Source organism: Bacillus methanolicus (genome assembly GCF_028888695.1).
Taxonomy (GTDB): domain Bacteria; phylum Bacillota; class Bacilli; order Bacillales; family Cytobacillaceae; genus Bacillus_Z; species Bacillus_Z methanolicus_B.
In genome coordinates, this window is the sequence record NZ_PNFF01000001.1 from 1,490,844 (window position 1) to 1,513,435 (window position 22,592).

The 22,592-nt window shown below is 37.9% G+C and carries 22 protein-coding genes and 2 pseudogenes; 13 read left to right on the top strand and 11 right to left on the bottom strand.

The annotated features are described in order from the left end of the window. Positions 1 to 87 precede the first annotated feature (87 nt). From bioC to bioA, 5 genes are all read right to left on the bottom strand, one after another. Positions 88 to 903: a malonyl-ACP O-methyltransferase BioC gene (gene bioC, locus C0966_RS07395; RefSeq protein ID WP_274854624.1), complete on the bottom strand. Its 816-nt coding sequence runs from the start codon at positions 901 to 903 to the stop codon at positions 88 to 90. Further along, on the bottom strand, positions 900 to 1,625 hold the full coding sequence (locus tag C0966_RS07400) for an alpha/beta fold hydrolase (RefSeq protein WP_274854626.1): 726 nt from the start codon (positions 1,623 to 1,625) through the stop codon (positions 900 to 902). Before C0966_RS07400 ends, bioC begins: the two co-directional genes overlap by 4 nt. Continuing rightward, on the bottom strand, positions 1,622 to 2,803 hold the full coding sequence (bioF, locus tag C0966_RS07405) for an 8-amino-7-oxononanoate synthase (protein ID WP_274854627.1): 1,182 nt from the start codon (positions 2,801 to 2,803) through the stop codon (positions 1,622 to 1,624). Before bioF ends, C0966_RS07400 begins: the two co-directional genes overlap by 4 nt. Positions 2,804 to 3,623: 820 nt before the next feature. After that, a complete protein-coding gene (bioD, locus tag C0966_RS07410) occupies positions 3,624 to 4,316 on the bottom strand; it encodes a dethiobiotin synthase (protein ID WP_274854630.1) in 693 nt (230 codons plus the stop codon). Positions 4,317 to 4,446: 130 nt separating this feature from the next. Beyond that, entirely contained in the window at positions 4,447 to 5,811 is a 1,365-nt protein-coding gene (bioA, locus tag C0966_RS07415; RefSeq protein WP_274854632.1) for an adenosylmethionine--8-amino-7-oxononanoate transaminase, read from the bottom strand. 469 nt (positions 5,812 to 6,280) lie between these two features. On the opposite strand from bioA, the gene C0966_RS07420 reads away from it, so the two are divergent. Beyond that, on the top strand, positions 6,281 to 7,474 hold the full coding sequence (locus C0966_RS07420; protein WP_274854635.1) for an ISL3 family transposase: 1,194 nt from the start codon (positions 6,281 to 6,283) through the stop codon (positions 7,472 to 7,474). Between the two features lie 299 nt (positions 7,475 to 7,773). On the opposite strand, the gene C0966_RS07425 is transcribed toward C0966_RS07420, so the two are convergent. Continuing rightward, complete coding sequence (locus C0966_RS07425) at positions 7,774 to 8,133, bottom strand: transposase family protein (RefSeq protein ID WP_274854636.1); 360 nt, start codon at positions 8,131 to 8,133, stop codon at positions 7,774 to 7,776. A gap of 212 nt (positions 8,134 to 8,345) precedes the next feature. Here C0966_RS07425 and C0966_RS07430 point away from each other — a divergent pair. The 9 genes and pseudogenes from C0966_RS07430 to C0966_RS07470 all read left to right on the top strand — a co-directional run. Then, positions 8,346 to 8,783, top strand: a pseudogene (locus C0966_RS07430) (cell wall hydrolase); the annotation flags it as partial. Positions 8,784 to 9,287: 504 nt separating this feature from the next. Next, positions 9,288 to 9,494, top strand: a complete 207-nt coding sequence (locus tag C0966_RS07435; protein ID WP_274854637.1) for a DUF1657 domain-containing protein — start codon at positions 9,288 to 9,290, stop codon at positions 9,492 to 9,494. 74 nt (positions 9,495 to 9,568) lie between these two features. Beyond that, positions 9,569 to 10,033, top strand: coding sequence for a YhcN/YlaJ family sporulation lipoprotein (locus C0966_RS07440; RefSeq protein ID WP_274854639.1), 465 nt, complete (start codon positions 9,569 to 9,571; stop codon positions 10,031 to 10,033). A 20-nt stretch (positions 10,034 to 10,053) separates the two neighbouring features. Further along, positions 10,054 to 10,533: a stage V sporulation protein AC gene (gene spoVAC / locus C0966_RS07445; RefSeq protein ID WP_274854641.1), complete on the top strand. Its 480-nt coding sequence runs from the start codon at positions 10,054 to 10,056 to the stop codon at positions 10,531 to 10,533. Next, positions 10,533 to 11,546 (top strand): stage V sporulation protein AD, encoded by a 1,014-nt coding sequence (gene spoVAD, locus C0966_RS07450; RefSeq protein WP_274854643.1) that lies wholly within the window; start codon positions 10,533 to 10,535, stop codon positions 11,544 to 11,546. Before spoVAC ends, spoVAD begins: the two co-directional genes overlap by 1 nt. Position 11,547: 1 nt before the next feature. Then, positions 11,548 to 11,898, top strand: coding sequence for a stage V sporulation protein AE (gene spoVAE / locus C0966_RS07455; RefSeq protein WP_274854645.1), 351 nt, complete (start codon positions 11,548 to 11,550; stop codon positions 11,896 to 11,898). Positions 11,899 to 11,910: 12 nt separating this feature from the next. Next, entirely contained in the window at positions 11,911 to 12,117 is a 207-nt protein-coding gene (locus C0966_RS07460; protein WP_274854646.1) for a DUF1657 domain-containing protein, read from the top strand. A gap of 17 nt (positions 12,118 to 12,134) precedes the next feature. Further along, complete coding sequence (locus tag C0966_RS07465; protein WP_274854647.1) at positions 12,135 to 12,995, top strand: DUF421 domain-containing protein; 861 nt, start codon at positions 12,135 to 12,137, stop codon at positions 12,993 to 12,995. A gap of 132 nt (positions 12,996 to 13,127) precedes the next feature. Beyond that, positions 13,128 to 13,295, top strand: a complete 168-nt coding sequence (locus C0966_RS07470) for a hypothetical protein (RefSeq protein WP_274854648.1) — start codon at positions 13,128 to 13,130, stop codon at positions 13,293 to 13,295. Positions 13,296 to 14,071: 776 nt separating this feature from the next. Here C0966_RS07470 and C0966_RS07475 read toward each other — a convergent pair. The 3 genes from C0966_RS07475 to C0966_RS07485 form a co-directional block, all read right to left on the bottom strand. Continuing rightward, positions 14,072 to 14,371 carry a spore coat protein gene (locus C0966_RS07475; protein WP_274854649.1) on the bottom strand — a complete coding sequence of 100 codons (300 nt, stop codon included), beginning with the start codon at positions 14,369 to 14,371 and terminating at the stop codon, positions 14,072 to 14,074. A 618-nt stretch (positions 14,372 to 14,989) separates the two neighbouring features. Beyond that, the gene (locus C0966_RS07480; RefSeq protein ID WP_342456732.1) at positions 14,990 to 16,435 is read right to left on the bottom strand and encodes a phospholipase D-like domain-containing protein; all 1,446 of its coding nucleotides are present in this window, start codon (positions 16,433 to 16,435) and stop codon (positions 14,990 to 14,992) included. Positions 16,436 to 17,116: 681 nt separating this feature from the next. After that, positions 17,117 to 18,529: an FMN-binding glutamate synthase family protein gene (locus C0966_RS07485; protein ID WP_274854651.1), complete on the bottom strand. Its 1,413-nt coding sequence runs from the start codon at positions 18,527 to 18,529 to the stop codon at positions 17,117 to 17,119. Positions 18,530 to 18,990: 461 nt separating this feature from the next. On the opposite strand from C0966_RS07485, the gene C0966_RS07490 reads away from it, so the two are divergent. Then, positions 18,991 to 19,731, top strand: coding sequence for a YqjF family protein (locus C0966_RS07490; RefSeq protein WP_274854653.1), 741 nt, complete (start codon positions 18,991 to 18,993; stop codon positions 19,729 to 19,731). Between the two features lie 576 nt (positions 19,732 to 20,307). Here C0966_RS07490 and C0966_RS07495 read toward each other — a convergent pair. Together C0966_RS07495 and C0966_RS18575 are read right to left on the bottom strand one after the other, a co-directional pair. Further along, complete coding sequence (locus C0966_RS07495; protein WP_274854654.1) at positions 20,308 to 20,445, bottom strand: DUF3006 domain-containing protein; 138 nt, start codon at positions 20,443 to 20,445, stop codon at positions 20,308 to 20,310. Between the two features lie 21 nt (positions 20,446 to 20,466). After that, positions 20,467 to 20,604, bottom strand: a complete 138-nt coding sequence (locus tag C0966_RS18575) for a helix-turn-helix transcriptional regulator (protein WP_342456733.1) — start codon at positions 20,602 to 20,604, stop codon at positions 20,467 to 20,469. Positions 20,605 to 21,068: 464 nt separating this feature from the next. Here C0966_RS18575 and C0966_RS07500 point away from each other — a divergent pair, with 464 nt between their 5' ends. Further along, complete coding sequence (locus tag C0966_RS07500) at positions 21,069 to 21,500, top strand: CBS domain-containing protein (RefSeq protein WP_274854655.1); 432 nt, start codon at positions 21,069 to 21,071, stop codon at positions 21,498 to 21,500. A 384-nt stretch (positions 21,501 to 21,884) separates the two neighbouring features. After that, positions 21,885 to 22,592: pseudogene (locus C0966_RS07505) on the top strand (thiamine pyrophosphate-dependent enzyme); the annotation flags it as partial.

Below are 22,592 nucleotides of genomic sequence, written 5' to 3' on the forward strand. Positions count from 1 at the left end.
TAAAAATATTACAAGAATCTACTTCAAAGGGAAAATATTATATTAAGAGACTTCTAAAAAATTCTTTTTATTAATACATCAGCTAACCTAGCATTCGATTCCTATGAACAAACAATGATATGTTGCAATAATATGGCCTCTTTCTTGAAAATCTTGCTCATATATGTTCATCATTTCTTTAAGGACAGAGGGGCGTTGGAAGTATGGACCTGCATTGCTATTTGTTGCTCCTATTTTTCGCAGAGAGGTGATAAAGTCTTTGACTGAATGAAATCGTTCTATTTCGATCATTTCTGTTCCGAAAATAGTTGAGAATGGGTGAACCGGTTGGACGGAGCGCTCACACAGTTCCAGCAAGTCCTCTAATGCGTAAAAGGGCTGGCTGATGCGAACGTTTGTGTCAAGTTGTAACTTTTGCATTGCTCGTTGAAAAGAAGTGTGAAGTTCATGGAATGTGCCGCAGCCAAAGGTAGAAAAAAGAATCATTCCGTCTCTCTTTAAAATGGAACTAAGGCGAAAAAGGGTCGACTCAAAATGATTTAGCCATTGAAAAGTAGCATTAGAGATAATGAGATCGTAACGGTCATATAGCTCCATCTCCTCGATATCGCCACAAAGGAAGTGAATCCGCTCTTCAGAGATTCGCTGTTTGGCGATTTCAATCATTCCCGGTGCCAAGTCAACGGCGGTGATGGTTGCATTTTTAAAATGACGGGATAGTTTGGCGGTAAGGTAGCCTGTCCCACAACCAATTTCAAGAATATGTAGTGGAGATGAATCATTTCTTTTCATCACCAACTGTTTCAATAAGCGATCTGCCATTTTTTTCTGAACGTTAGCGAATTGGTCATACGTTTTTGCATTTGCACTAAATCTTTTTTGCAGCAATTGTTTATCAATCATCCTCTTCCTCCTGCAAACGATTCAATCAGCCTGGAGCATTCATCTGTTTTTGTTAAAAACGGAACATGTGCGGTTTTTGGCAATAATTTCAAAATCGCATTGTCATGTGTTTGTTCAACTATATAGTGCGAAGCGGCCGGTGGACAGATTGTGTCTTCCTCACCGTGAATCAGTAAAAGTGGTGCACTGATTTCATGCAATGCGAAACGAACATCAGCTGTCATTAAATAATCGAGCCCAACAAGCAGTTCTTGGAGTTCTGTGTTGTGAAAGTGCTGATCAAAATCTAATACTTTATCTTGTTCCTCTTCACAAAAAAGTGAAGCAAAAAAAGAAGAAAGTGTTTGTTTGCAATTTCGCACCAATTGCCTCTTCATTCGTTCAACTACCCGCCGTTCCCAGCCTGCGTCATAACCATCTCCTTTTATAAATCGGCTCGTTCCGCTAACAAGAACAAGACGATCGATTTTCTCTGGAATAGAAATGGCAAGCTCTAATGTGATGAGTGCACCGAGCGACCAGCCAATTGGAATGAAAGTAGAAAGCCTATTTTCTTCTACGAGTTGAACTGCCTTTTGTTTAAAATCTGCAATCGTTTCAACTCCATCCCATTCAACATAATAAATAGAAAAAGATTTTTTCAGCCGTTCGGAAAGCGACGACCAAATCGTTCCTCTCATTCCCCAGCCAGGAATAAAGACGATATGCTTTTGCTTGTTCATGAAATAATCCTCATCTCTTGACCAATTGCAGCGATTTCGTTAATCGCCCAGTCAAGTTTATCCTTTGATAATGTCGCCATGAGAGAAAAACGTATTCTTGCCGTCCCTTTTGGAACCGTTGGCGGCCGAATAGAAACAGCCGCAATTCCTCTCTCCTGCAGTCGTTCACTAAATTGCACCGTTAACTCATTGGAACCGATAATAACTGGCACAATTTGTGTCATACTTGTGCCAATGTTAAAACCGAGGCCACTAAGTTTTGTACGAAAATATTTACTATAGTTGTGAAGCTGTTTACGGAGTGCTGACTCTTGTTGGACGATGTGAATCGCAGCTTGAATCGAGCCTAATACAGCGGGCGGTAATGCCGTTGTAAAAATGAAGCTCCTCATTTTATTAACAAAATAATCAAGAAGCCACTGTTTTCCAGTCACGTATGCACCGAAAGAACCAAGTGATTTACTGAATGTCCCCACATGTACGTCCACTTGTTCTTGTAGACCTATATCATGAACAAGCCCTTTTCCTCCTTCTCCGAAAACACCGATGCTGTGAGCCTCATCAACCATTAAAATCGCCCCATACTTTTCTTTGAGTTCAACAAGCCCTTTCAATGGAGCGATATCGCCATCCATGCTGAAGACGCTATCTGTTACAATAAGTTTCCGCTTATGTTGTGGAGCTTTTTTCAAAAGAGCTTCTAAATGATCGAGATCGTTATGTAGATAACGCTTCATTTCCGCCCGGCTTAAAATGATTCCATCATTGATGCTTGCATGGTTCCATTTATCACTAAATACGAGGTCGTTGCGACCGACAAGAGCAGAAATAATGCCTAAGTTGGCGGTATATCCGCTGTTGAAAATAAGTGCTGATTCTGTTCCTTTCCACCTTGCTAGTTCTGTTTCTACATGTTCATACAGGGAATAGTTGCCAACAATTAATCGGGATGCCGTCGAGCTTGCGCCGTATTTATTTGTTGCATGTATACTTGCTTCAATGAGCCGCTTGTCACCAGCTAATCCAAGATAATTGTTTGACGAAAGATTGAGAAGCTTTCGACCATTCATAATGATGAATGAGTCATTCAAGAAATCGATGGAATGTAAGCGCCGTCTTTGTGTTTTTTTCTCTAAATGTAGCAACTCTATTTTCAATTGTTCCTCCCACAAACGCATCTTCTCACCCCTTACCCACTAATATGTTAACCTTAATTTATATTTGGTTAACATAATAAATTATCATATCATATTAAAAACATTGAGACAATCTTTTTTCTTAAGTTCATTCAAAAGAAACCTCCACATAGAATTAGATTTATAGTTGTTGTAACCGACAATCTTTTATAAACTATCAGTCCGGTGATTAACCTTTTGCTTTGCGAAGATAAAATGAAAGTCAATCAAAGGAATAAAGTAGTATATTTTTTGTAAAGGGCGCCCAGTCGCTTCACCATCACGAATCTAGAATTATTGACGAAAAATCCCGTTACAATTCAGAAACTGAACATGGAAAAAGCCATGTCCATCCTAAGATAAGGATAAGATTCTTAGAAATGTAGGAGAAAAAGACAAACCCAAACTTAAATGGAGAATTTAAATTCACACTATGTTTTTGGGTTTTAAGTGCAAAATAATTAGTACAAGTGCAAAAAGACTCAGACAGTCAAACCATTATGAATATAACTAGCCTGCAGGCAATTTTTCTTTGTTTACAAACATAAAAAGCAGCCAAGGCTTTTTTGAAAAAGCGCTTGGCTGACTTTGTGTTTCTATTCAAGTCTTGACAGATAAAAATCGATCACAACAACTATTTATTTCTTTATAAAAAAATATCTGTTCAAATCATACAGATTGCTTGTACTTCAGTAATCATTTTTTTACAAATTATCATGGAATGGAAGTCGCATCCAGGTGATTGGGCGACGGCAAGAAGCAACAATACGAACCCACATTTAACTCCTTTGATCCTTTTATAGATTTCCCTCTTTTCTTTGAATCATATTATTTGAAGTTGGTTCCATTGAACAGATTCTTCAAGTACAGATAAAACAATTTCACGCCGGTCTAACTCTTCGATCCATGGTATAATACCCAAAATTGGGATACCAGTATAAGAATAGATGATAGAAGGGTTGGTTTTCTCAGCAACTCCTGCTATTTCATCTCGATACCCAGACAGAATAACTCCCGCTACCTGTAATCCGCGCTGTTTGGCGTATTCGATGGTCAAAATCGTATGATTAACCGTACCTAGATTCGGTCTTGCCACGATAATCAGTGGAAGCTGGAACATCGTTGCTGCATCCACTACCAATCCATCTGCAACATAGGGAACAGCAAGGCCACCCGCGCCCTCGACAATCATGAATTCATGCTTCTCCTTTAGTCGAAGATATCCATCTTGAAGATCCTGTAAAGTAACCTGTTTTCCGGTGCGCCTCAGCGCTAATATAGGAGTGAGTGGTTCTTCTACAGCATAAGGACAAATGTGTTCCAAGGGGTCATCGACATCAGAAAGTTTTTTGAGTCGTGCTGCATCACCTTCTGGATGATGGACAAGATGTCCGCTTTGAACCGGTTTGTAAACCCCAAAATTATATCCTTGCTTTCGAAAAACACCAGCTAATCCTCCAGCTACGATCGTCTTACCCACTCCGGTATCAGTAGCGGTAATAAAAAATCCTTTCATTTGTTCCGTGCCTCCTTTAACTGTTCACCATTAATGATCTCCATCCATCGAAAACATTCCATCGGTTACGATGTTCGTAGTTGCATGTAAAGTTCCTTTTCTTTAATTAGTTATAGTCCTTGAACGAAAATCATCTTTCCGTAACCTCTTGGATCGATTGATAGAGAATACCCAACATGGAGTCTAATTCCTCTATTGTTGAAGCAAGTGGTGGCATAAAGACAACAACGTTTCCAAGCGGTCGAATGAGCATACCTAACTCTCTAGCTCTCCTACACACTTTGACTCCTATCCGCTCTGACCATTTATAAGTCTCCTTCGTATTGCGGTCAACGACAAGCTCAAGTCCAATCATAAATCCTTTTTGTCGAATATCTCCCACATGATATAGTTGACGGAATTCATGTAAGCGATTAGCAATATATTGAGATTTCCGTTCTACTTCGTGAATGAGATTCTTTTTTTCTATTAAATTAATGTTCGCAATAGCTACTGCACAACCTAGTTGGTTTCCAGTATAGCTATGGCCGTGAAAAAATGTCTTTAGCTCTTCATGGTCCCCAAGAAAAGCTTCATAAATATCATCCGTTGTCACTGTAATGGCAACCGGAAGATAACCGCCTGTAAGACCTTTCCCTGCTGTCAAAATATCAGGAGTTACCCCCTCATGATTGCAAGCAAATAAGCGTCCTGTCCGTCCGAACCCTGTTGCGACTTCATCGGCGATCATCAAAACATTGTATTTCGAACAAAGCTCACGCACACCACTCAAGTACCCTTGAGGCATAACAATAATTCCACTGGCTCCTTGAACGATCGGTTCGATGATCAGTGCTGCTACTTCGTGATCATGAGTTTGAAGTGTTTTTTCTAGTTTTGCTAAGAAAAATTTTGTTTGCTCATGTTCATCTCCTACAATCGGAGAACGGTATACATATGGATAAGGAACTTTTATCGAGTTGAAAAGGAGACTGGAATAAGCCTTATGATAGATATCAATCGCTCCAACAGATACTGCACCAATGGTATCACCATGATAGGCTTCCTTCATTGTGATAAAGCGGCGTTTTTCTGGTTTTCCTTTATGCTGCCAATATTGAAAGGCCATCTTAATGGCTATTTCTACGGCGGTTGCTCCAGAATCAGAGTAAAATACTTTAGATAAACCTGGTGGCATCAGTTGAATGAGTTTCTCTGCAAGAAGAATGGCTGGTATATTTGCCATTCCAAGCAGAGTAGAATGGGCGATTTCATCCAATTGATCCCTGATTGCCTGATCTAACTCAGGTACACGGTGACCATGTACATTGAGCCAAATAGAAGATACACCATCCCAATACTCGTTACCTTTGACATCGCGAAGCTTCCGACCATTCCCACTGGCAATGATGACGGGATCGTCTTCTATGTACTCTTTCATCTGTGTAAAAGGGTGCCACAAATATCGCTTATTTTTTTCGACCAGTTCATCATAACTTAGCATTTCTACTGTCATATGTGTTTTTCACTCCCGGTTATTTTTGTTAACCTTTTATATAATTTAGTTAACAATTAAGAAAATAATATCATAATGATTGCAATTTATACAATTTAAAAATTTTCATATCATAAGTTAGTAGTTTCAAGAACACAATATTTATTAAACTATCCAAAAAGCTACAATAAAAAATTAATAGGAAGATCCAAGACTCATTTTTTGAAAATTTTTAGCTTTAGTCATAGCCATCTTCCACTCCTGCTCATTTTTTAATCAACAAAATTATGTATTTTAATTTCCACATAAAAAACAGCCCACAAATAGGAAGCAATTCACACCTTCATACTTGGGGCTGTCCCATTTTTTAAATAAGTTAAAATTAATGATTCATCACCACATTTTGTGATTTAACCCAAAAAATAAGGAAAACACTCACGAATTCCTGGCAATAATGTTAGCGTGACTTAACATAACAGGAGGTTCAAAAGTGTTTTCCGTATCACTAGATTTGCCAGAATTTGAAGTTGTTAAACAAGTATTTCTTGAAGATTGCAATCTGTTACATGTTGAGAAAAATACGATGGAAGAACGTTGTACTTTTTGCGGCTTTTTTACCAGTAATGTCCACGACTGGCGGACAAGAAAGGTTCGTGACTTGTCCGTATTAGGTAAGCCCCTTTTCTTATTAGTCAGAGTGCATAGATACCGTTGTCACAACTGTAATGAGGTATTTTCACAAACATTTGAATCTATCAGTCCTAATAAGCATCAGACCAATCGATACAGAGAATATCTGTATCAAATGTGCATTTGCTCTACTATTCAAGAAGTAAGTCGAAAGGAAAAAGTTCCTTATACGACAGTAGAAAGAATTTTTTATTCCATCGCTAAAGAAAAAGAAATGGAGCATTTAGAACATCTTGATAGTGCTTTAGAAAACAATGAACTAGTCCTTAGCCTTGATGAGATCGCTGTTCGAAAGGGTCACCGATATGAAACCGTTCTAATGGATGCCCAATCCGGCAGTGTTCTTGGTATGGAACATCAACGTAGTTATGATTCTACTCTAACCTTACTCTCCAAGGAGATCCTGGCTAATAAGTGTGTTCAAACCGTTGTCATGGATATGTGGGATCCCTTTCATAAAGCTGTTAAATCTATATTCCCAGAGGCCTGTATCGTCATTGATAAATATCATGTGGTGCAAAAGGTGACACATGCACTTGACCAAGTTAGAAAGAAAACTCCTGGACTAAAAAAGGGACGGTTTAAACTCTTGAAAGGTTCTGAAAAGTTAACGGCTAATGAAAAACAACAATTAGACGAGATGCTCAAAGAGCATTCAGAATTGTCATATGCCTATTTTCTAAAAGAACTCTTTAGAGAAATATACCAAGTGAATGACTATGATACAGCTGATTCACTCTTAGAAGAATGGATTCAACTCGCATGGAGCAGCCCATTTCCTTCATTTCATCAAGTTGCCAAGACGATAGAAAATTGGAAGGCACAAATTTTACAATATTTTCTTACACCTTTTACGAATGGCCGGATTGAAGGTACAAACCATAAGATTAAGAACATCAAAAGACGTGCTTTTGGCTTCAGAAACCTTGAAAGATTTCGGCTACGTGTATTTTTGGAATGTACAGGTAAAACTTATAAAAATCAGGTTGCTTAACCTTGCCCTCCATCAGCTTTCCGCATTGTAGTTGGTAGAATGGAAGCCGTCAAGGAAAGCACTTGACCGCTTCCATTCTACCAACTTAGTGGTCTGCAAGCTGACGAAGGAGCTACTCTAGATTGAGTATCAATCTTGCTAACTTATTTCCGGAATTGTGTGAACATCACAGAATATGGTGATGAGACTTTTTATTAAAGTTTCTTTATAGAGCCAATTCTACCCACTTACTCAATCGATGGTCTTTGGGTAATCGTTCAATAGAACCTAAATTCGCTTTTTGTTCTAAAGTTAAACGATTAGTATGGATGGTATGATTTAATTCTTTCTCCATTTCTACACATTTGATACAGATATTCTCTGTATCGATTGGTCTGATGTTTTTTAGGGCTAATCGATTCAAATGTTTGGGAAAATACCTCATTACAGTTGTGACAACGGTATCTGTTCACTCTGACAAATAAGAAAAGGGGTTTGCCTAATATAGATAGATCACGAACTTTTCTTGTCCGCCAGTCGTGGACATTACTGGTAAAAAAGCCGCAAAAAGTACAACGTTCTTCCATCGTATTTTTCTCAACATGTAACAGATTGCAATCTTCAAGAAATACTTGTTTAACAACTTCAAATTCTGGCAAATCTAGTGATACAGAAAACACTTACAGAACCTCCTGTTATGTTAAGTAGGCGCTAACATTATTGCCAGGAATCTGTGAGTGTTTTCATTTTTATTGGTTAAATCACAAAATGTGGTGATGAATCAAGATTTTTATCCACCACCTAATCTCTAACTTCAAAATCATTAACCTCTTTTATGTAAATCTATTATTCAAGCAAAAACTAGTAAAAATATGGGGTTTCTATATTAGAATTGAAAAAAGTGAACAATAAATCTACGAATGAATTACGCATCGGTGAAAGACTTGTAATCCCAGAGTCTATTACTCCTTATGAAAAAGACTTGTTGGCACGTCTTGTTCATGCGGAAGCAAAAGGCGAGCCGTATGCAGGGAAAGTGACCGTTGCTACTGTTGTGTTAAATCGCGTGGATCATCCTGACTTCCCAAACACAATCAGGGACGTAATTTATGAAGTATCTGGCGGAAGCTATGCATTTACCCCTGTGCAAAATGGAACAATTAACGAACCTGCAGATGCAGAATCTTTCCGTGCGGTGAATGAAGCACTGGATTTCCGCGAACTAGGAAATGGATCAGTATATTTTTACAATCCGGATAAAATTACAAGTTTATGGGTTCTTTCACGTAACGTAATGTTGACAATCGGTAATCACGTTTTTGCGAAATAATTTATGGATGAGAGAAGCACCACTGATAGAATGTGGTGCTTTTTATCTATTCAAAAATTATATTCCGTTAAAGACGGTTATTGAATTATAGGAAATAACTTTTATTAAATTAGTATTTATCATTATCTCCAAGTTCCCGAATACCATCCCCTATCTATAAACCTTCACAAGAAAATCTTTCTAAAGTTTCTGAATCTACACGTTCTGAAACAATCTGTGCCGGCATTACATCATATTTTTTCTTTTCTACGTGTCACCACTATCTGCAAAATGTGCTGGATACCAGCACTGAATTACTACGTAAATTAAATGATCAGTATTTGTTCATCTAAAAATGTGAACGCCTCCTTTTTGGTGAATCGCTTAAAAAATTTAAATACCCTCTAAATTACCATAAATAAACAACCATTTAAAACTAAATATACCTTTAATTACCATAAATAAACACGTTAAAAAGAGAAATATTATTTTTTGTAAAATTAATTTGGAAAGGAAGAATTTAAAATGACAGTAATAAAGGACGTAAAGACAGCTTTAGCAAGTTTAAAAAGTGCGCAGGCTAGCTTTGAAACATTTGCTCTTGGTACAGAGAATCAACAAGCGAAGCAACTTTACCAAGATGCTGCTAAACAAACCCAATCCATTATAGATAACCTTGAACCACGCATTCAACAAATTGAACAAGAAGAACCTCAATACAAACAACAATAATTGAAAAGATAAAAGGTTGGTTGATTGTCAACCAACCTTTTACATCATCAATTAAGGATAACCGAGGTGATTTTATGAAAGACAAAATATCCAAATTAATTTTAGTACTAACTGTTATCGGATTGAGCTCAGGATGTAACGAAAATCAAAATCAATTGGGTGATAATAATAATGATTTGAGTATTTCACAAGTACATACGAGCAAGCCGATCAATCAATCAGTTGCTAATCAAGCAAAAGAAAAAGTTATTAAAAAGAAAGAAATATCGGATGTTAAAGCTGTTAATACAGATAAAGAGCTATTTGTAGCGATAAAAGTCGAGAATTTTGACCGTTTTCGATTAAAAAAAATCGAAAAGAAAGTAAAATCCGACGTAGAAAAAATGTTTCCGGATCATAAAGTCTTCGTATCAACTGATTCAAAAATGTATTTGGAACTTGACCAATTAGAACAAAAATTACAAAAAGATAACCTAAATATGAAGAACTTAAAAAAGGATTTCAATAAAATTAAAAGTCTCATGAAGGAACAAACGTAAAGAGGAGGAAGGGAAGTTCGATGGCAAATAATCAAAAGAAACAATTAACGCCAGTTCAACAAGAATATCAAAGTTTTCAAAAACAAAGAGAAATAAAAAGACCAGTCGTTAAAAATTGCATAAAAGCTTTTTTAACGGGAGGATTTATTTGTCTTATCGGTCAGCTTATTCAAAATTTTTATATTTATTATTTTGATTTCACAGATCAAACAGCTGGAAATCCAACAGTCGGAACGTTAATTTTTATCGCTATGCTTCTTACTGGTTTTGGTGTTTATGATCGAATTGCCCAATTTGGTGGGGCGGGTTCTGCAGTTCCAGTTACCGGATTTGGTAACGCAGTCATATCAGCTGCCATTGAACATCGAACAGAAGGATTTGTGTTAGGTGTAGGCGGTAATATCTTCAAATTAGCTGGTTCCGTGATTTTGTTTGGTGTCTTTTCCGCGTTTGTGATTGCAACGATCAAAACGGTTTTGATACAGTGGGGTGGTTTATGATGCTGGCAGGTCACCGTACATGGATCTTTGAACAAAAACCCGTGATTATTTCCACTGGTACCGTTGGAGGACCTTTTGAAGCAAATGGAGCTATCGCAGAAGATTTTGATGTTCTTCATTCCGATTTATGGTTAGGACAGGATTCCTATGAAAAAGCCCATCAGATTCTTTTTGAAGAAGCTTGTCAAAGAGCCATGGAAAAAGGAGGAATCCAAAAAGAACAGGTTCAATTTATCCTTGCAGGAGATTTAATTAACCAAATTACCCCAACAAGTTTCGCGAGCCGAACTATTGGCGCGCCCTATTTTGGTTTATTTGGAGCCTGTTCAACCTCGATGGAAGGCTTAGCTTTAGGCGCCTATATCATTAACACGAATGGAGCTAAATATTTGCTGACAGGGGCTTCCAGTCATGATACAGCTGTTGAGAAACAATTCCGTTATCCAACTGAATATGGAGGACAAAAGCCTCCTACCGCACAATGGACCGTTACGGGTGCTGGTGCGGCTTTATTAAGTAACTCTGGGGAAGGGCCGCGGGTCACTTCTGCCACGATAGGACGTGTCATTGATATGGGGATGACCGATCCATTTAATATGGGAGGAGCTATGGCGCCAGCTGCGGTTGATACCATTGAAGCACACTTAACCGAACGAAACGTTGATCCAGCTTATTATGATTTAATCGTAACCGGAGACCTTGGCCGGATTGGACAAGAAGTTTCCTTCGATTTATTTAAAAAGCATGGAATTCCTATCAGTGAAGAACAATACCAGGATTGTGGTCTGATGATTTACCGGGAAGGACAGCCGATTCTAGCAGGAGGCAGCGGCGCAGGGTGTTCTGCTACAGTGGTCTATGGTCATTTATTAAACCGTATGAAAAAAGGTGAATTTAACCGAATGTTAGTAGTAGCGACAGGTGCTTTATTATCACCTCTGTCCTATCAGCAAAATGAAACCATTCCTTGTATTGCCCATGCGGTTTCGATTGAATACGGAGGTGAGCAATAACATGATCTATTTTTGGGCTTTTGTTATTGGTGGTTTGATTTGTGTCTTCGGACAAATTATGTTTGATGTGTTTAAATTGACACCCGGACATACATTAAGTGCCCTCGTAGTAATTGGTGCCCTCCTAGATGGCTTTGGGTTATATGAACCTCTGATTGATTTTGCCGGGGCAGGTGCTACAGTACCTATTACTAGTTTTGGGAACTCACTTGTACATGGGGCAATGCAAGAAGCTGAAAAACATGGCTTAGTCGGAGTACTGACAGGGATGTTTGAAGTTACAAGTTCCGGTATCTCAGCTGCTATTGTTTTTGGTATGTTGGGAGCCTTAATTTTTAAACCAAAAGGATAAGGAGAATAATGAATGACTATTGGATCAGATTTAAAACAGTCACTTGCCAGCCTAAAAGGTGTTGAAGCTTCTTTATCTAGTTTAGCCTTACGGACCCAGGACCATAAATCGAAACGTACGCTGCATGAAACCATGATGGTCATACATGAAGTGGTGACAGATTTAAAAAAACGGGTTGGGGAATTAGAACGAGAGGAATTTCAGTACAAAGGATTTTAAGATGGGAGGATCCATTAATGCCTATTTGGCTAGATGTTGTTTTTCGAGTAATTCTGTTTATGATCGTTCTGTTTTTTATCACGAAATTTCTAGGTAAAAAACAGCTATCCCAACTTTCCTTTTTCGAATATGTAACAGGTATAACGATAGGTGGGATAGCAGCAATCGTTATTCTTGAAGTAAAACATAGTATTTTCATAGGTGGATTAGCCATTGTCGTCATGGCAGCCATACCTTATATGGTTAGCTTCATTTCTTTAAAAAGTAAAAAGTTTCGTGATTTTGTGGAAGGCAAAGGAACTGTATTCATCAAAGACGGGAAAATTATGGAAGATAATTTAAAGAGGGAAAGATACTCAACAGATGAATTATTAGAATTGCTTCGCAAAAAAGACGTTTTTCAGGTGTCTGATGTGGAGTTTGCGTTGTTAGAGCCAACTGGAGATTTATCCGTCATGTTAAAGAAAGAAAATCAACCTTTAACAGCAAAGGATATAAACTTGACGGTTGCTTCGGTCAAGGAACCTCAGACCGTTATTATGGATGGCGAAATATTGGATGAACCACTTGCCACGATTGGACGAAGTCGGGCTTGGTTACACACTCAATTAGAAAAACTAGGAGTAACCATTGAAAATGTGTTTCTAGGACAAATAAATTCATATGGAGAATTAATGGTTGACCTTTTTCATGATAAGCTTCAAGTCGCATCCCCTCAAGAAAGATCTTTAATTCTTTCGACTTTGAAAAAGTGTCAAGCGGACTTAGAGAAGTTTGCTCTTGGAACTGAATTAAAAGAAGTCAAGCAAATGTATAGGAAAAATAGTAAAAAATTACAAGAAGCCATTGATAAAGTGACCCCTATTTTAAAAGGGTAATGGTTGTTTCAATTTGTAATGCACTCAAAAAAACCGTATATCTTAAATCGAATTTTCGAAAAATAAAAACAAGAACCAGACGTAACACTTTATAAAAATAAGTTCTCAATAAATATAGGAGGCAGAAAATCAATGACTGAGGAGAATATTAAAAAAATTTTAGGAGTTAATGTAAGAGCCAGGCATAAGAAGGAATCGAATGATCTAGACCGATATTTTTTGAATCCTATTATCCATAGGCAAATTCATGGAGACAAAGTATATGTTCCATTAAATCTTGATAGGATTTGGAACAGGTAATTTTTTTGATTAAAATGCAATTTGTTTTTTGAATACATAAGGTGCAATTTTCATTACCCAATCCAAATAAAGGGACTAATCCAGGGAATTATAGATATTCTGGTACCTTACTTCATTTTGTAATTTCAATACTGAATCTCTATAAATGGTTTTAATCATTTTATTATGGGAAGCCCACCATTTGGATCAAACATGCAAAAATTATTATCAAAAAACTAAAACGTACAAGATATTGTTTTGTGCAATTGAAAAATGCAGAGTTGTGCAACGGGGAATGCAGAAAATTGCAACTTGACATGGAGCTTCTGCGGGCATGACTACTAAGCCAAGAAGCCAGCAGTATCAAGGGCTGGCTTTGCCCAACAAGGCTATCATGCCCGCCTCTCCATGTAAAGTTGGGCTAGGCCCAATTCTCTGCAACATTCTGCACTTTTATTTTGCAAAAAACATGAATTGAGTATGTAGGTATATAAAGACGAGCACAAGGACATTAATGCTTCAGGCGAAATACTTGCTTCGATATTTACTTACCTTTAAAGGAAAGCAAAAACGAAAAATAACCAACCTTTCAACAAATTAGAACGATGCTAAGAACTACTTAAAATTCCTTGGCTTCTTTATTGAAACTATCAAAAGTTAAAACACAAACGAAGGCAGGCCATAAAGGCAGCTTGTTTTATAAGAAAATTCACAGCCTAAAGGAAAATTATAAAATATATGGACCCATGTTGGGCACACCAAACAAAAAAGCACCCTAAGGATGCTTTATATAAAAATTAATAAATAGGGTATGGTAGGTAATATGGATATGGAGGATGTGGATACCAGTAAACATATCTATATGGACCGACTAACGTACTAACCAATAGTCCGCCCAATACTCCACCCAATACTCCTGCTAGAAAGGGATTTCCAAAATAGGGCCTCCAGAAAAATGGAGGTCTCCAGAAAATAGGAGGTCTCCAAAAAAATGGTCTTACAAAGAATGGTCTAATGAAAAATGGTCTCCTTATAATTCGTTCATCTGAATTTGTTATATCGCTTTGTTGAGGCATAGCCTGTACTTCTAAATTCATAAAAACAGTCCTCATTTCTTTTTTTTTGCTATAAAGAATATGTATTTACCTATATCGTTTCTTGTGCTTATATCATTGTTTTTAAAAAATGCAAACCAGTCTTGCTACTTTGTCCGGTTCAACAAAACAAAGAACTGCCTGTTAGAATTTCTTATGAGCTAACGAGGTAGCATTCCTATAATGAAGAAAAATGAGGTTTGAACAAAAAAATAACCCCTTAGTATAATGAGAGTATCCAAAAGCTGGCCAGCGAAGAGGACAAATCCCATATACCAGGTGCATTATCTTTAGGAGCTTCAAAACAGAAAGTTTTTTTATACATAATTCTCCCCTCTTGCCTACCAGACATTATAACGGGTCTTCGCTCGGACCAATTTGGTTACCAATGTTGCCATTACTCATCGGAATACTGATTGGAATTATATTGAGGTATATGCTTTTTCGGTTTATAAGATGCCGAGGAAACTTAGCTTCATTAGCTCAAAGAAATGCGTCAGCCTTCATAACGAATAAACGCCAAGGGAACCCTTAGCGTTTATTTTCTTAAACTATCCTGCCTAGTTCAACAAGGGAAAAACGATCCCCATATTGATCTAAGGCAGGATAATATGTTATAAGCTACAACAACGGAGAAAGCAGACGCGCTGCTTGATCGAAAATGCGCTCTGAACGGGAGCGCTTAAGCAAATCTTCGATGCGCAATGGTACAGAATCAGTGAGATCCTGTTCGAATTGCTCCGTGAGTTCCCGTGCCGCGTCGGTACTGTAAAAGATTTCACATACCTCATAATTCAGGCGAAAACTTCTCATATCATAGTTGGCTGCGCCTACTTCAGCTATCTCCCCATCGATGATCATCACCTTTGCGTGCAAGATCCCTTTGTCGTACTGGTAGATATGAATCCCGGCTTCCACCAGTTCTCCATAGTAGGTACGGCTTGCAAGACCCACGATTTTTTGATCCGGATGGCGTGGAACCAGCAATCTTACACGTACACCGCGTGCCACGGCCGTCTTTAGTGCCATGATGATGTCTGCTTCTGGCACAAAGTAGGGGGTGGTGATGTCAATCGTCTGGGTGGCATGTGTCAGGCAAGTAAAGTAGGCCTGCCGGATGACTGGAGTAGGAATTCCAGGGTTTCCTTCAAACGTCTGCACGTACGCTTTCTGCAACGCCTCTGTATTTGGGACAGTGTCAGCTCTGGTACCATCAAAGGTAGTCAACTCAGCACCAATTTCTGTTGACCATCTAGAAAAGAAGGCCCTATCAGATGGAGCGATTTTCTGCGATATCTTATCTTCAGTTTTGGTGTTCCAGCGTTTCCACATCTTAGCTCGTTCCGGCGAAGCGATATTCCAATGAACATCGAAGATAGCTTGCAAATCGACTGAAGCTTTGCCTTCAATTCGCACATGTGTATCTCGCCAGAAGCCGACGTCTGGCTTTAATCCAGTATACTCGTACCCAACGTTGATACCACCTGTAAAAGCTTCTTTTCCGTCAATCACGACGATCTTACAATGATCCCTATAATTCCAATTGGATGTTACCCAAGGGAACCGCAATGGAAATATTGTCCGGCATTCAATTCCTGCATCCATCATCCGGATGATTTCACGACGCGGAAATTTTCTACTCCCCCAACCGTCTCTCACAAAGCGAACCCGAACACCGGACGCGGACCGTTCGATTAGCAGATCCGTAATCCGTCTACCAATTTGGTCATCTCGGAATATGTAATATTCCATATCAATAGTTTCTTTCGCGTTCTGTAATGATTCGATAAGTTTCTCATATGTTTTAATCCCGTTCGTAAGCACCTGTTCTTGTCCAACCTGAAGCCCACGCACGTCCATATGCTGTAAAGCATGAGCGATGACCGAGGCTGAGCGACTGAATGAATCAGGCAACGTATCTGACTTATTTGGAGGAGAAGTCAGTCTTTCACGACGAATGCGCACGGGATTTGATGTACTGAGATAGAACACGAAACCGATGACAGGAAAAATGAGGCAGATGGTTAGCCATTTTAAAGCCTTGGCCGGCCGGCGTACTTCGCAAATTGCCTCATTTTTTCATCGACTAACCCTTTTTAAACCGTTGTAACTTTTCCAGAAAATCCATGTGGAGAATAGGGGATCCTTGTGAAGGATTTCCTAGCATTATGGTGTCAGTACCCAGAATTAGGAACTACTTGGGGACAAATACAGAAATTGTAGGGTGTATTTTTAACTACAAAAGGCAAATTTCATAAATGTTTGCTAAAAAATTAAATAAATTGAAAGAAATGACTTACAAAGAAACACCTCCTTCAATCATAATTTAACACTATGATTTAAAAGAAGTGTTTCCTTACTTAAGATTTTCTTATCAAAAAAGCTTTTTTAGTTACATGTGTTCATTCTTAAATTTTTAACTCTGATTTTAGAAAGTCTGTTGTTGCTGTAATTATTGGGCACACTGTTGAGCAAGTTGTTGAATTTGTTGCACTGTTGAGCAGCATTTTGTTCTCTTTGTGCAAAGCTCTGTAATTAAATGCTTATTTGAGTTTCATTTTGTCCTTGAGCTTGTTGTGCATTTTGTTGCTCATTTTGTTGTAATTGTTGAGCAATTTGTTAAGGAAAACGTTTGCAAAAAAACAAACCAGAAGGAATTTTAACGATCCTTCTTGGGAATTTTAAACCGGCGATTTTGAGGACTTCTGTTTTTCATAAATTAGCTGACAACTTCATATAGACAGTCACTTACTTCTCTTTTTGTTTGTCTTTCCAAGGCTCAAATGAAAACGGAATTCCGATCATTTGTGCGGTCAAATAATCATAGGACACTAAATCTTTTTTTGACAGCTCTTTTAAAGAGCGTTTCCCCATCGCTCTTAATGCTATTTTAATTTCTTCTGTACTTGAATCTAAGAAGTTCTCCGCTGATTTGACCCCTTCTTCGACTTTAAATTTATCCTTGAATTTTCCTTCATTCCAAACAACTTGTGTTGGTGGTTCAAATGGAAGCGCATTTAATATTTGTTTATGTGCTACAGTAAATAGCATGACAGACCCTAAAGCAACAGCATCTGCGCCGAGTGCAAGCACCTTTAAAAAGTGACCGGGGGTAAAAAGTCCTCCCGAGACAATTAAACTAACTTGTCCTTTCATATTTCTCTTTTCTAGATGATTAACAGCCCGGACAACCCCATGCAATGTCGGTATTCCAAAGTCATCAGATAAAATGGGCGGTGCACCGAGGGTGGCCGCTTGCCCGCCGTCAATCGTAATGAAATCAACACCAATATCAATTAAATGATCAATGTCTTCTTCAATTTTTCCTCCTGCCCCCATTTTTACGCCAATTGGAACACCTCCTGATAGGTTTCGAAGGTACTCAACTAGTTCTTTCATATCTTCTAATGTTTGATTTTCAAAAAAATGCTCATAAATCACTGCATCCTCATTTTCTTTAAGCCCCATCACTTCACGAGCACGGCCTGTTAAATTATTTGGTGAAATTTTTCCGCCCATCCCGACTAATGCGCCTTGTCCAAGCTTAATTTCAATCATATTGGCACGTTTAATAACTTCTTCTTCCTTTGACCATTGTGTTTTTGAAAACTGTAAAATATACTTTCCTGCATTGTCTAATTCTTCAGGCAATATTCCGCCTTCACCTGAATTAATCGCTGTTCCTGTGTTTTTAGCTGCTTGGGCCAAAGCAATCCTCACTTCTTCACTGAGTGCGATCCCATAGGCCATCCCGCTGATCAAAAGCGGAATGTTAATTTCCAATGGTTTTTTCGCTTTTGGACCAATTGTTACTTTAACATCTACTTCTTCTTCATTATCAACTGGAAACGGCGTCGTCTGTGAAGGAATAAATGTAATCGGATCAAAATTCGGCCATTTTTTTGAAGAGCCAAGCGGGCGATGTAGGAGATCACCTGATTCTGCACGCAAGTTATTTTCAAGCACATTTTGAATGCCCATATGCCGAAAACCTGGTATCAGCTCAATAATATTTTCTTGGTAGCTGTCGGTAAACATGATTTTTCCCATCTGCTTCACCATCCGTTTCATAAACCAACGCCAACCAACAAGCATGAATAAAAAAAAGATAAATAATATGACAATCATCACAAAAATAAAGAAATATAACATGTTCGACATATTCACTTCTCCATTATCACATAAATAAAACCGTTCACCATTCTCATTATCTCCCTAAAAAAAGAAAACATGTTATTCGACGTGATATCCATCACATCTTCATAGGGTAAAAGCTACCACAAGAGTGCAATCGGATTAAAGTTAGAAGAAACGACTGTAACTATATGATGCCAACATAAAGTGATCGATAAACCCAATGATTTAATAAATTCAGCCTGAGCATTTAAAATGCCCTAAGGAATACCCATTGGTATTAAAATCTCTTCAGGAGAAAAAACTCTAAGAAGGAGTCGAAATTTGTCTAAAAGCTAATGATGATTTTATTTCTATCGATGGTTGAAGAAATGAAAGTTGCGACGCTCGCTCTCTGAAAATACAAAATCATATTCGACAAAGCCCAAAACAAAAAAAGTGTTTTTTACTTTAACTTGGTATGCATGGAAATAAAGGAGGGAATTTTCATGAACTTAATAAATGATATCACTCACCGTCCTTGGCCATTACCTTCAAAAAAATGGATTATGCGACAAACATGGAGCAATCTATTGTTTGCTCATTGGCCTATACCACCTGATACACTTCGGCCGCATATTCCTCCTCCCTTACAAATTGACACCTTTAATGGAAATGCGTGGTTGGGTGTTGTTCTATTTGTTTTGGAGGGAATTTATCCTCGTGGATTGTCATCTGTTTCGTTAGTCCCTCCATTTCCAGAAATCAACGTAAGAACATATGTTCAATGCAATGGGAAACCCGGTGTTTATTTCATGTCCCTTGATGCCGAGCACTGGATCACATATACAATTGCAAAAAAATGGTTTCGTTTGCCTTATTATTCTGCACAAATTTCATTTCAAAAAAAAGGACAAACCTTTCATTGCAAAAGTACTCGCAAAGGAAAAACAAATACTCCAATAATATTTAATGGAAAATACGTTCCTTTATCAGAAGTTTATTTTGCTAAAGAAGGAACGCTGGACCATTGGCTTACAGAACGATATTGCCTCTACAGTACCGATAACGGAGCCAACATCTATTGCGGTGAAATACATCATCGTCCATGGCCGCTGCAAAAAGCAGAGACAGAAATATGTACAAATACACTTTTTTCACCTTTTCATTTTGACCTTAATGAAGTAAAACCGATATTTCATTTCTCGAAAGGAGTCGATGCGCTTATATGGAATATTAAAAAAATATAAGGATAATTTTAATTATTTTTGGTCATTCCACCAATGTTTTGCTCTTACAAAGTGCTTTTAAACAAAAAGTTTTTTACCCCTTGAGCGGCGGCTCGAGACTTAGCTTCCAGCATGTTGAGGACGAAGCTTTGAAGGCTCGACCTGCTAGAAGGTTAGTCGGCTTTGTGATGTTTTACGATTCGGAAGGCAAAGGACAAAGTTTGAAGAGTTAATGCAATATTATAGCTCATTTTAAATTAGTAAAGTTAAAAGAAAGTTGTAACCGCTTGATAATTTTGAACACTTTTTGCTAATTAGTTGTGAACAATTTACTGGAAGTTAGTACAGGCATATTGTCACTTTACATGGAGTCTCTGCAGGCAAGAATATTAGCCAGGAAGTCAGCTGTACCAATACATCTGGCTCAGCCGACATAAGCTATCATGCCCGCCTCTCCAAATAAAGTGCACGTCTCTACTGGAAAAAAGTGTTCACTCTTATTCAGCATTATTAAGTAAAAAAGTGTTCATTTCTACTTGACGGTTACAAAAGTTCCCTTCTCATTCGAGAGAGGCTAATATTCCTAAACTTCCTACATCAATCTTCTATTTCCTTAGGAAGTTTCTCAGTTTCATCTTTAATTACTATTATTTTATTTCTAACAATCACTACTACATCACCAACTTTAACTTCTTTAGGAAAAAAACTTTTTGACAAATATCTAGTAGTTTTCATCAATTATATTTCCCCTTTCTCTTACTTAACCCATATATCTTTAATATCATGATTTTTCTTTCTTAATTCCTCCACAATTTCATAAAGAGTCTCAAAACTTGGTGCTGTTTTATTATTAACTATTGCACTGAACGTTGATTTATCTACACCAATTCTTATGAAGTGGAACTTGCGTTCTTATATAATGGTAATAAAAAAAGAGGTCTGATCGATGAACGGCTGATTAAAAAGATCATTGGAATCGGGAAAAATATTGGAAATGATTTATCTGTCTGACAAAACCAATTGAGTCAACGAAAAATCAAAATAATTGATATTTCATCAAACACTTCTTTTCGAGCCTGTTGCTTTAAGCAACAAAAAAGAAAACGAGGATATTGCGCATAATTCTCCAACTTATGGAAATGCTACATAAATGAAAAGGAACTTTAACATTCCTTTTCGAAGTGTACATAAAAATATCGGTGTTGGATAAGTTCTGCCGAGGTAATTTTTAAAGACGGATGAATACTATTGTCAGACGCAAAAATTTTCTTGAACGAAATGTAACTCACACCGGTATTGGATATGTACAAGATGGTTAACATGGTAACTATTGAAAAAAGATTAAAGGAGGAAAACAGATGGATAAGATACGGGATATTATGACAACGGATGTCGAAACATGTTCCTTGTTAGACAATGTTTATGAAGTGGCTGTTAAAATGAAAGACTTGAATGTAGGGGCAATTCCGGTTGTGGATAACGGTAAGCTTGTTGGAATGATTACAGACCGTGATATCGTCATAAAATGTATTGCGGAAAAAAATCCACCATCATCAAAAGTTGAAGATATTATGAGCAGACAGTTGGTTACTGTTACTCCCGAAACTTCTACAAGAGAAGCGGCACAGCTTATGGCAAAAAATCAAATTCGTCGCTTGCCAGTTGTAGATGGAGATAAGCTTGCGGGTATTGTTTCTCTCGGTGATTTTGCAGTCAGACAATTAACAGATGATCAGGCTAAAGAAGCTCTCTCTGAAATATCTGAACAGCACGGCCAACAACATCATTAAGTAAAAGGCACCTTAAGGTGTCTTTTTTTGAATAAGGAATTTTTATTAGATAGCAAAATCATTTAATAATGTTCTGTTATGTTATTCCATCCTGCGTGTGTTTGAATGACTGGCAAGTTCTTGATTTTCGCAGTACAGCAGATCATTAGGAGGTTCAATCTGATTTGCAGATAAAGATAATTGGATTCAGAAAATTCAACATTAGCCTATCCGTTAAAATATTTAATCAGTTGCAAAATCGAAATCTTATTGGAATGAAAAATAATTGTAGAATTCAGTTCGTTAATGCCTGATAATAAATCGACAGTCTGTTTTTTTAAATCCTCTAAAACCGTTGCTTTTAAGCATTAGCTCTCAGAGCGTGTAAAGTACAAACACAATCGCAATTTTTTAGAAAAAAGCCAGGAAAGAGTAAAAGACTGGCATGATAAGCTTGCGCATCAAGAAGATCATCATTCCGTACCGATTAAGCCTCAGCGCGTCATTCATGAGCTGCAAAAGGTGGTGCCTGGTGATGCGATTCTTTCAGTGGATGTTGGCAATGTGACCGTTTGGATGGCCCGGCACTTTTATATGACACATCAAAAATTCATCATTTCCAGCTGGCTGGCAACCCTTGGCTGCGGTCTGCCGGGGGCTATTGCCGGTGCGATTGCCTACCCGGATAAAAAAGTCTTTGCAGTTTGCGGGGATGGCGGGTTTGGAATGACAATGAATGATTTTTTAACTGCGGTGAAATATGACTTGCCAATTGTCGTTCTTGTGTTAAACAACCATAAAATTGCAATGATCAAATTTGAACAGGAAGTAATGGGGAATATTGAGTATGAAACAGACCTGCATAACCCCAATTTTGCGCAATATGCCGAAGCATGCGGCGGGGCGGGCATTCGAGTTGAAGACCCCGCCGAATTGCTGCCTGCTTTTCAAAAAGCGGTACAGTTGAACAAGCCATGTATCATCGATGTTGTAGTTGATGCCAATGAAGCCCCGGTTCCGGCCAATATTACATTTGCTCAAGCCGTGGGATATACAAAGCATATGTTAAAAATGTTGTTTGAAGAAGGAAAACTTGATTGGCCGCCATTATGA

Excerpts from the sequence above, each read along its gene's own strand:
- bioC (WP_274854624.1), bottom strand. The coding sequence starts at position 903 with ATGATTGATAAACAATTGCTGCAAAAAAGATTTAGTGCAAATGCAAAA.
- C0966_RS07400 (WP_274854626.1), bottom strand. The coding sequence starts at position 1,625 with ATGAACAAGCAAAAGCATATCGTCTTTATTCCTGGCTGGGGAATGAGA.
- bioF (WP_274854627.1), bottom strand. The coding sequence starts at position 2,803 with ATGCGTTTGTGGGAGGAACAATTGAAAATAGAGTTGCTACATTTAGAG.
- bioD (WP_274854630.1), bottom strand. The coding sequence starts at position 4,316 with ATGAAAGGATTTTTTATTACCGCTACTGATACCGGAGTGGGTAAGACG.
- bioA (WP_274854632.1), bottom strand. The coding sequence starts at position 5,811 with ATGACAGTAGAAATGCTAAGTTATGATGAACTGGTCGAAAAAAATAAG.
- C0966_RS07435 (WP_274854637.1), top strand. The coding sequence starts at position 9,288 with ATGACAGTAATAAAGGACGTAAAGACAGCTTTAGCAAGTTTAAAAAGT.
- C0966_RS07440 (WP_274854639.1), top strand. The coding sequence starts at position 9,569 with ATGAAAGACAAAATATCCAAATTAATTTTAGTACTAACTGTTATCGGA.
- spoVAC (WP_274854641.1), top strand. The coding sequence starts at position 10,054 with ATGGCAAATAATCAAAAGAAACAATTAACGCCAGTTCAACAAGAATAT.
- spoVAD (WP_274854643.1), top strand. The coding sequence starts at position 10,533 with ATGCTGGCAGGTCACCGTACATGGATCTTTGAACAAAAACCCGTGATT.
- spoVAE (WP_274854645.1), top strand. The coding sequence starts at position 11,548 with ATGATCTATTTTTGGGCTTTTGTTATTGGTGGTTTGATTTGTGTCTTC.
- C0966_RS07460 (WP_274854646.1), top strand. The coding sequence starts at position 11,911 with ATGACTATTGGATCAGATTTAAAACAGTCACTTGCCAGCCTAAAAGGT.
- C0966_RS07465 (WP_274854647.1), top strand. The coding sequence starts at position 12,135 with ATGCCTATTTGGCTAGATGTTGTTTTTCGAGTAATTCTGTTTATGATC.
- C0966_RS07470 (WP_274854648.1), top strand. The coding sequence starts at position 13,128 with ATGACTGAGGAGAATATTAAAAAAATTTTAGGAGTTAATGTAAGAGCC.
- C0966_RS07475 (WP_274854649.1), bottom strand. The coding sequence starts at position 14,371 with ATGAATTTAGAAGTACAGGCTATGCCTCAACAAAGCGATATAACAAAT.
- C0966_RS07485 (WP_274854651.1), bottom strand. The coding sequence starts at position 18,529 with ATGTCGAACATGTTATATTTCTTTATTTTTGTGATGATTGTCATATTA.
- C0966_RS07490 (WP_274854653.1), top strand. The coding sequence starts at position 18,991 with ATGAACTTAATAAATGATATCACTCACCGTCCTTGGCCATTACCTTCA.
- C0966_RS07495 (WP_274854654.1), bottom strand. The coding sequence starts at position 20,445 with ATGAAAACTACTAGATATTTGTCAAAAAGTTTTTTTCCTAAAGAAGTT.
- C0966_RS07500 (WP_274854655.1), top strand. The coding sequence starts at position 21,069 with ATGGATAAGATACGGGATATTATGACAACGGATGTCGAAACATGTTCC.